General features: G+C 72.0%; 7 protein-coding genes. 4 read left to right on the forward strand and 3 right to left on the reverse strand.

Going from position 1 to position 8,532, the window contains the following annotated elements; translation table 11 throughout:
• On the forward strand, positions 1–1,936 hold a 1,936-nt coding region (locus tag PLL68_RS10670), incomplete at its 5' end, for a DUF294 nucleotidyltransferase-like domain-containing protein (protein ID WP_324533910.1).
• On the forward strand, positions 1,933–2,646 hold the full coding sequence (locus PLL68_RS10675) for an exonuclease domain-containing protein (protein ID WP_324533912.1): 714 nt from the start codon (positions 1,933–1,935) through the stop codon (positions 2,644–2,646). The genes PLL68_RS10670 and PLL68_RS10675, both read left to right, overlap by 4 nt.
• 68 nt (positions 2,647–2,714) lie before the next feature.
• Here the strand turns inward: PLL68_RS10675 and PLL68_RS10680 are convergent, their stop codons facing one another.
• Positions 2,715–2,882 carry a hypothetical protein gene (locus tag PLL68_RS10680; RefSeq protein WP_324533914.1) on the reverse strand — a complete coding sequence of 56 codons (168 nt, stop codon included), beginning with the start codon at positions 2,880–2,882 and terminating at the stop codon, positions 2,715–2,717.
• Between the two features lie 81 nt (positions 2,883–2,963).
• Between PLL68_RS10680 and PLL68_RS10685 the strand changes: the two genes are divergently transcribed.
• On the forward strand, positions 2,964–3,875 hold the full coding sequence (locus PLL68_RS10685; RefSeq protein ID WP_324533915.1) for a LysR family transcriptional regulator: 912 nt from the start codon (positions 2,964–2,966) through the stop codon (positions 3,873–3,875).
• Between the two features lie 13 nt (positions 3,876–3,888).
• Here the strand turns inward: PLL68_RS10685 and PLL68_RS10690 are convergent, their stop codons facing one another.
• Both PLL68_RS10690 and PLL68_RS10695 read right to left on the reverse strand, forming a co-directional pair.
• Entirely contained in the window at positions 3,889–6,468 is a 2,580-nt protein-coding gene (locus tag PLL68_RS10690) for an MMPL family transporter (RefSeq protein WP_324533917.1), read from the reverse strand.
• Positions 6,468–7,103, reverse strand: a complete 636-nt coding sequence (locus PLL68_RS10695; RefSeq protein ID WP_324533919.1) for a TetR family transcriptional regulator — start codon at positions 7,101–7,103, stop codon at positions 6,468–6,470. The genes PLL68_RS10690 and PLL68_RS10695 overlap by 1 nt, the downstream gene beginning before the upstream one ends.
• 98 nt (positions 7,104–7,201) lie before the next feature.
• Here PLL68_RS10695 and PLL68_RS10700 point away from each other — a divergent pair.
• Positions 7,202–8,532, forward strand: a 1,331-nt coding sequence (locus PLL68_RS10700) for an aminotransferase class V-fold PLP-dependent enzyme (protein ID WP_324533921.1), incomplete at its 3' end; no start/stop codon positions are given.

Consider the following 8,532-nt stretch of genomic DNA (forward strand, 5'->3'; position numbering starts at 1 on the left):
ACGTTGGTCGCACGGCGTCGCCGACGGCCGTCCGGCATCCGTGCCCCGCTGCCACGATGACGTCATGGCCCTCGATGTCGAGCTGACCCAGCTGCGTGACTTCCTCGCCGACCACGAGCCGTTCGACGCCCTGCCGCCCCACGTCCTGGACCGCCTGCCGGCGCGGATGACGGTGCAGTACTTCCGCCGTGGCAGCCGCCTCATCGAGAAGGGCCGCGACAACCACCACCTCTATGTCGTGCGCTCGGGCGCCGCCGACGTGCACGATCCGCAGGGCACGCTGGTCGACCGCGGTGGGGAGGGCGCCTGCTTCGGCTCGATCACCCTCACCCAGGGCAACCCGTCGACCTTCGACGTCACCGCCCGCGAGGACACCCTCGCCCTCGTCCTGCCCGCCGACGACTTCCACCGCCTGTGCGCCGACCACCCCGACTTCGACGCCTTCTTCGACGCGCAGCGGGCCAGTCGGATGAGCGGCGCGGTCGCCTCGGTGCAGCTGTCGAGCACGGGTGGGGCGATCCTCAAGACCACCGTGCGTGACCTCATCGCGCGCGACCCGATCGGCGTCGATGCCCGTGTCAGCGTCCGGGACGCCGCGCGCCTGATGTCGACCGAGCGGGTGTCGGCCCTGCTCGTGACCCGCGACGGCCGCCTGGCCGGCATCCTCACCGACCGTGACCTGCGCACCCGCGTGCTCGCCGTCGACGTCGACCCCGCCACTCCCGTCGCCGACGTCATGACCGCCGAACCGGTCACCGGATCCGCCGACGCCCTCGCCTTCGAGGTGCTCCTGGAGATGGTCGGCCGGCACATCCACCACCTGCCGATCCTCGATGCCCACGACCAGCCCGTCGGGCTGGTGACGACGACCGACCTGCTGCGCCTCGAGCAGTCCAACCCCGTCTACCTCGCCGGGGACATCGCGAAGCAGGCCGACGTCGCCGGGGTGGCCCGCGCCGCGAGTCGCCTGCCGCAGGTCGTGCTCTCGCTCGTCGAGCAGGACGCCTCGGCCGACGACATCGGCCGAGTGGTCACGGCGGTCGGGGATGCCGTGGAGCGTCGCCTTCTCGCGCTGGCCGAGGCCGAGCTCGGCCCGCCGCCCGTGCCGTACTGCTGGGTGTCGCTCGGCTCGCGGGCACGTCTCGAGCAGGCGCTGGCCGCCGACCAGGACACGGCGATGATCATCGACGACGCCATGCTCCCCGAGCACGAGCCGTGGTTCGAGGCGCTGGCGGAGCGGGTGACCGCCGACCTCGCCGCCTGCGGCTACCCCCGGTGCACCGGCGACGTCATGGCCACCAACCCGCGCTGGCGCCAACCGCTCGCGCAGTGGCGCCGGCAGTTCACGTCCTGGCTCACCGAGCCGGTGCCCGACGCCATCCTCGGCGCGAGCATCTTCTTCGACATGCGCCCCGTGCATGGTGACGCGACGCTCGAGGCGCGCCTGCAGCGGCACGTGCTCACGGCATCCCCCGACGCCAAGGTCTTCCTGGCGCACCTCGCGAAGCAGGCCACCGCCAACGAGCCGCCCCTGGGGTTCTTCCGCGGGTTCGTGCTCGAGAAGGCGGGCAGCCACGAGAACACTCTCGACATCAAGCGCGGCGGCATCGGTGCGGTGGTCGAGCTGGCGCGGGTGCACGCCCTGTCGCTCGGCAGCCCGGCGGTCAACACCAGGGCTCGGCTGGACGCGGCGCACGCGGCCGGGGTGCTCGGCGACGACCGGGCGGCCGACCTGAGGGACGCGTTCGAGTTCATCTCCTACGTCCGCCTGCGCCACCAGGCCGCCCAGGTGCGGGCGGGGCTTCCGCCGGACAACCACGTCGCCCCCGACGACCTCTCCAGCTTCGACAAGCGCCACCTGCGGGAGGCGTTTGCCATCGTCCGCCAGGCGCAGACCGCTCTGGCACACCGGTACCCGACCCACTACATCTCGTGAGCCTCTTCCGGCGCACCCCTGACGAACGGCGCCAGCGAGCGCTGCGATCGGCCGCGCCGGGGCCGCTGCGCGACTACCTCGGCGTGCCGTTCCCGGCGCCGTCGGTGCCGCTGGACGAGATGCCTCTGCTGGCCGTCGACATCGAGACGACCGGCCTCGACCCACGCGTGGACCGCGTCCTGTCGATCGGGTGGGTGCCCGTCGACGGCGGGTCGGTGGTGCTCGGCGGCGCCGGGCGGGTGGTCGTGCGCGACGAGGTGGGCGGGGCCGGGGGAGCCGGGGTGGGGTCCAGCGCGACCATCCACGGCCTCACCGACGACGCCCTCGCGGGTGGGGAGGTGATGGCGGATGCCGTGGCGCGCCTTCTCGGCGCCCTCACGGGTCGGGTGCTGCTGGCACACTTCGCGCGGATCGAGACCGCGTTCCTGTCGGGTGCGTGCGAGCGGCTCTGGGGTGCGCCGCTGCCGTGCGTCGTCGTCGACACCCTGGACCTCGAGCACCGGGTCGTCACGGGTCGCGGGCAGCGCGACCCCGAGCCGGGGGCGCTGCGGTTGTGGTCGGCGCGCGAACGGCACGGGCTGCCCGTGTATCCCGCGCACGAGGCGTTGGTCGACGCCCTGGCCTGCGCCGAGCTCTACCTCGCGCAGCGTGCCGAGCTCCAGGCTGCTCGGCCGGAGACGACGCTGACCCTCCGCCAGGTCATGGCGTGAGGGTCAGGTGATCGTGCTGCGCAGGCTGGGGTGCAGCCGGTGCACGGGGGTGAGCTGCCGAGGGCAGCTCAGAACATGCGGGGGCTGCGGCTCTGCGCGAGCAGGTAGAGCTCCTGGGACTCGCGAACGAGGTCGCGGTCGACGTGCTCGCTCCAGCCGCGGCCGTGGTGACGGCTCGTGCGGAGGGCGGAAGCGAGGGAGCGGGCCTTGTTGAGGGAGAAGGATGCGGCGTTCATGTCTTCCATGATGCATCGCTAAACCATTCAGCACAACGCGACTTTACTTACCAGTAGTGAAGTATGGCTTAACATTGACTCATGCTTGATCCCCACCGCCTCAGGGTCTTTCGTTCCGTCGTCGCGAGCGGCTCGGTCCAGGCCGCGGCCGACAACCTCGGGTTGACGTCGTCGGCGGTCAGCCAGCACGTCGCGGCGCTCCAGCGCGAGACCGGGCTGACCCTGTTCCACCGGGCCGGGCGCGGCATCGCGCCGACCGAGGCGGCGCTGGCCCTCGTCGAGCGCACCGATGAGGTGATGAGCCGGTGGGGCGAGCTCGACCAGGCCGTGGCCGACCTGCGCGAGGGGCGCTCGGGCCGGTTGGCGATCGGCTACTTCGCCTCCGCGGGGGCGGCGTGGATGCCGGCGCTCGTCAAGCGGCTGACCCACGAGTACCCCGACCTCGTCCTCGAGCTGGTGCTGACCGAGGCCGAGGCGAGGGGGTCGAGCACCGGGCGAGGCCCCGACATCGACCTGGTCATCGACCCGCCGGACACGCCGGTGCGATCGGGGTACCGCCGGATCGAGCTGACGACGGACCCGTTCGTCGTCATCGTTCCCGCGGGCCACCCGCTGATCGGGCAGGGCCCGGTGTCGCTGTCGGACCTCCGCCGCGAGACCTGGGTGAGCAACGACTACCCCCGCTCGATCGGGCACCGCATGGTCGTGGCGCACTGCAACGCCGTGGGCTTCCGCCCCCGCTTCACCGTCCAGGCCCAGGACCACTACACCGCCATCCGGTTCGTCGAGGCCGGCATCGGGGTGTCGGTGCTGCCGGGGCTCGCGGCGCGAGACCTCCCGGCATCCGTCGTGCGCATCCCTTTGGCCCCGCCGGCGCCGGTGCGCCACCTGGCGGCGCTCGTGCGCGATGACGGCACCCCCGACGAGGCGGCCGATCGGGCGGTGGCCCTGCTGACCGACCTCATCCACCACCCGAGCTCCCGCCTCCGCTGACCCCACACCCCGCTCAGGTGGTGGTGGGCACCGGGGTGGGGGGTGCGGGGGTGACGCTGCCCAGGGCGCCGGAGTCGAGGCGCTCCGCCAGGCGAACCCCCTCGACGTCGAGGTCGGGCAGGATCCGGTCGAGCCACCGCGGCAGGTACCAGGCACGGTCGCCGAGCAGGTGCATGAGAGCCGGGGTGAGCGTCATCCGGATGAGGACGGCATCCAACAAGACCCCGACGGCCAGCGCGAACCCGATGGGCCGCACCATCGCCAGGTGCGAGAACGCGAACCCGAGGAAGACGGAGGTCATGATGATCGCCGCGGCCGTCACGACCTTGGCGCCGTGGACGAACCCGGTGCGCACTGCGGTGCGTGAGTCCTCGCCGTGCGAGCGGGCCTCGTGCATGCCGGAGACGAGGAACATCTGGTAGTCCATGGCCAGCCCGAACAGCACGCCGATGATGATGATCGGCATCACCGACAGCAGCGGCCCGGCCTGGTGCACACCGAACAGAGCACCGAGCCACCCCCACTGGTGAACCGCGACGGTGGCGCCGAAGGCCGCGGCGATCGACAGCAGGAAGCCTCCGGTGGCGATGAGCGGCACGACGAGCGAGCGGAAGACGAGCAGCAGGATGAGGACCGACAGCCCCACGACGACGGCGAGGTAGGCCGGCAGCGCCGCGGCGAGTCGCTCGGATACCTCGATGTTCGCCACGGTCTGGCCGGTCAGGCCGAGCTTGATGTTCTCGCGCCGTTCGAGCTGGGATGCCGTGAACTCGACGCGGTGGAACGTCTCGGCCGTCGCGGGGTCGGCAGGCCCGGTGGTGGGCACGACCTGGAAGGCCAGGGTCGCCTGGTCGGGGCTGACCCCGAACGGCACGACGCTGCGCACGCCCTCGATGACCTTCAGGCGGGTGGCGATCATCGCCTGCACGTTGGCCAGCGACGCCTCATCGGTCGGTCGCAGCTCCTCGGGCAGGGTGGTCACCGCGACGATCGGGCCGTTGATGCCGGGCCCGAACTGCTCTCCGACGGTCGTGTAGGCGGTGTGCGCCGTGGTGCCGTTGGGTTCGCGACCGCCATCGGGCAGGCCGAGCTGGATCGAGCCGACCGGGATGGCCAGCACCCCGAGCACGCCCACGACGGCGAGCACCGTGAGCCACGGGCGCAGGGTCACGAGGCGCACGAACCAGCCGCCGTGCTCCTCGTCGGTGCCGTCGTCGGGCGTCGTGCGAGAGTTCGGGTCCCCGGACGTGGCGAACCCGGCGGCGCGCCAGCCGCGACGCGAGATGACCCGCGTGCCCATGAGTCGCAGCAGCGCCGGTGACACCGTGACGGCGACGAGCACGGTGACGGCCACGGTGAAGGCAGCGACCAGGCCCATCTCGGCGAGAATCGGCAGCCCGGACAGCACGAGGGCAGTCAGGGCGATGACGACGGTCAGACCGGCGAAGACCACCGCACTGCCGGCCGTGCCGACCGCGCGAGAGATCGACTCGACGAGGTCCTGCCCGTGCAGCAGCGACGTGCGGTGGCGGGTGACGATGAACAGCGCGTAGTCGATGCCGACGGCGAGGCCGAGCATGAGGGCGAGGGCGGGGGTCATCTGGTTGAGCTCGGTCACGGCCGTGAAGGCGATGGCGCCGCCGAGGCCGACACCGACACCGAGCAGGGCGACGAGCAGGGGCAGGCCGGCGGCGATGAGGCTGCCGAGCACGGCCACGAGCACGAGGAGGGCCACGGTGAGGCCGATGATCTCGCCGGCCCCGATGAGGGCGGTGTCCTGGGTGATCTCGACGCTGTAGTCGGCGTTGACTCCCGCAACGGCCAGGGCGGCCTTGGCCGAGTCCGGGATCATCGCCCGGTTCTCCACCGGCACGCTCTGCGCATCGGTGTCGAACTGCACCTGCGCGACGGCGTAGCGGCCGTCCTCGCTGACCAGGCGGGTGCCTTCGGTGGCCCGGCTGATCGCGACGCCGTCCTCGTAGGCCGCCCGGCCGGCAGCCAGCTCGGCGATGCCCTTCTCGAGCTCGGCCCGACCCTGCTCGAGCTCTTCCCGGCCCTGGGCCAGCTGGGCGCGCAGCCCGGGGATGCTCGGGTCCTGCGGGTTGGTCTCCTCGAGCTGTGCCAACAGGGCCTCGCCGGCAGCCAGCTGCCCCTCACCCTCGGCCAGCGTGGCCTGCCCCTCGTCGATGCCCTGCTGGCCGGCGTCGAGCTGCTTCTTCGCGTCGGCGAGCTGGGTCTGGCCGGCATCGAGCTGGTCCTGCGCCTCGAAGGGGTTGATGACCCGGCTGACGTTCGGCACCTCGCTCCACGTCTCGAAGACGTCCTCGACGGCGGCCCGCTGGGCGGGGGTGAAGGCGGTGTCCGAGCTGAGCACGACCGTGCCGAACCCGCCGGCCGCCTCCGGGATCTCCTCACCCAGCTGCTGGCGGACCTTCTCGAAGTCAGCGCCGGGGATGGTGAACCCGTTGCCCAACGGCTGGCTGATCGTGGCTGCCAGGGCGCCGGCCCCCACGAGGATGACGAGCCAGAGGACGAGCACGCGCCGGGCGTGGGTCGCGCACCAGCGGCCGAGTCGGTACAGGGCGGTTGACATCAGTGGTCCTCAGGGGTGGGGGTCGGGGTGGCCGGGTCGAGCCCGGTGCGAAGGTGGGTGAGGGCTCGGGCCACCGCGGCGGACAACTCGCCCTCGGGGGCTTTGGCCCAGACACGGAAGGCGGCCTCGGCGGCGCCGAGCATCGTGGAGGCGTAGGTGGCGACCAGGAGGTCGTCGGCGCCCGGTGGCAGGCGGCGGCGCAGCCATTCCTCGAGCCAGTCCAGCCAGGTGTGGGCCTCGACGAGGATCAGCCCGCGGGCGTGCGGCGACGACTCACCCGCAGCCGAGAGCACGCCGATCCGCTGGAGCAGTTCGACGTCACCGGGGTCGGTGATGACGGTCACGGCGCTGTCGAGCACGTCCTCGTCGGCCGGGCGGGCGTCGAGTCGCTCGCCGACGGAGTCGAAGAAGGCGGCGACGCTCGCCGTGAACACCGACTCGACCGAGGGGTAGTAGTTGAAGAAGGTGCGGCGAGAGACTCCGGCACGGTCGGCCACGGCATCCGCCGTCACCGCGTCGAACCCGACATCGCGCACGACGGCGTAGGCCGCCTCGGCGAGGTCGCGCGCGGTGCGCTCGCGCTTGCTCGCCCGCATGCCGGAGCCCGCAGGTGAGGCGGTGGCCGGGGATGACATGGCCTCACGGTAAGTGCAATATGCACAGGTGTGCAAAACACTCGACGAGCCACTGCGACGGGCTGCCGGGGCCCCACGGCCCGTGAGACCCTGACCCCATGGCCGAGCAGCACACCCCCGCCACCTCGAGCGCCGCGCAGGAAGCCCTGGTGCGTCGCATCCGCGACTCCGTCATCGGCGAGGACCACGTGATGACGACCCCCTACGGGCGGCGACGCGTCACCTACGCCGACTACACGGCATCCGGTCGTGCCCTGACCTTCATCGAGGACTTCATTCGCGACGAGGTGCTGCCCGGCTACGCCAACACGCACACCGAGTCCAGCGGCACCGGCCTGCAGACGACCCGCCTTCGCGAGGACGCGCGGCGGATCATCGCGGATGCCGTTCACGGCGACGCCGACACGGTGGTCGTCTTCGCGGGGTCGGGGTGCACCGGGGCGATCGACAAGCTCATCGGGGTGCTCGGGCTGCGCATCCCGTCGGCGCTGGAGGACCGCTGGCACCTGACCGAGGCGATCCCGCGCGACCAGCGACCGGTGGTCTTCATCGGCCCCTACGAGCACCACTCCAACGAGATCCCGTGGCGCGAGTCGATCGCCGACGTCGTCACCATCCGCGAGGACGCCGACGGCGGGGTGTGCCGCGACGACCTGCGCGCCCGGCTGGAGGAGTACGCCGACCGGCCGCTGAAGATCGGCTCGTTCAGCGCGGCATCCAACGTCACCGGCATCGTCTCGGACACGCACGGGGTGTCGGCGCTGCTGCACGAGCACGGGGCGCTCGCGTTCTGGGACTTCGCGGCGGCGGCGCCGTACGTCGACATCGAGATGACCGCGCCGGTGGGCGGCGACCCGGCCGCGTACAAGGACGCGATCTTCCTGTCGCCACACAAGTTCATCGGTGGGCCGTCGACGCCCGGGGTGCTCATCGCCCGGCGCGAGCTGTTCGGCAACCGGGTGCCCGTCGTGCCCGGCGGTGGCACGGTCGCGTACGTCAACCCCGAGGACCACGCGTTCGTCACCGACGCCGCGCACCGCGAGGAGGGTGGCACCCCGGCGATCATCGAGTCGGTGCGCGCTGGCCTGGTGTTCCAGCTGAAGGAGGCGGTCGGGGTCGAGACGATCCGCGCCCACGAGGAGCGGCTGCTCTCGCGCGCCGTCGAGGCCTGGCGGGCCGAGCCGGCGATCGAGATCCTCGGCAACCTCGACGCGCCGCGGCTGTCGATCGTCTCGTTCGTCGTTCGAGCGCCCTCGGGTCACTGGCTGCACCACAACTTCGTCGTCGCCCTGCTCAACGACCTGTTCGGCATCCAGGCGCGCGGTGGGTGCTCGTGCGCGGGGCCCTACGGCCACCGGCTGCTCGGCATCGACATCGAGCGCTCGCACGAGTTCGAGCGCGAGATCACCGGCGGCTGCGAGGGCATCAA

The organism is Ornithinibacter sp. (assembly GCF_035443565.1).
Classification (GTDB): domain Bacteria; phylum Actinomycetota; class Actinomycetes; order Actinomycetales; family Dermatophilaceae; genus Fodinibacter.

Excerpts from the sequence above, each read along its gene's own strand:
- PLL68_RS10680 (WP_324533914.1), bottom strand. The coding sequence starts at position 2,882 with ATGAACGCCGCATCCTTCTCCCTCAACAAGGCCCGCTCCCTCGCTTCC.
- PLL68_RS10685 (WP_324533915.1), top strand. The coding sequence starts at position 2,964 with ATGCTTGATCCCCACCGCCTCAGGGTCTTTCGTTCCGTCGTCGCGAGC.
- PLL68_RS10690 (WP_324533917.1), bottom strand. The coding sequence starts at position 6,468 with ATGTCAACCGCCCTGTACCGACTCGGCCGCTGGTGCGCGACCCACGCC.
- PLL68_RS10695 (WP_324533919.1), bottom strand. The coding sequence starts at position 7,103 with ATGTCATCCCCGGCCACCGCCTCACCTGCGGGCTCCGGCATGCGGGCG.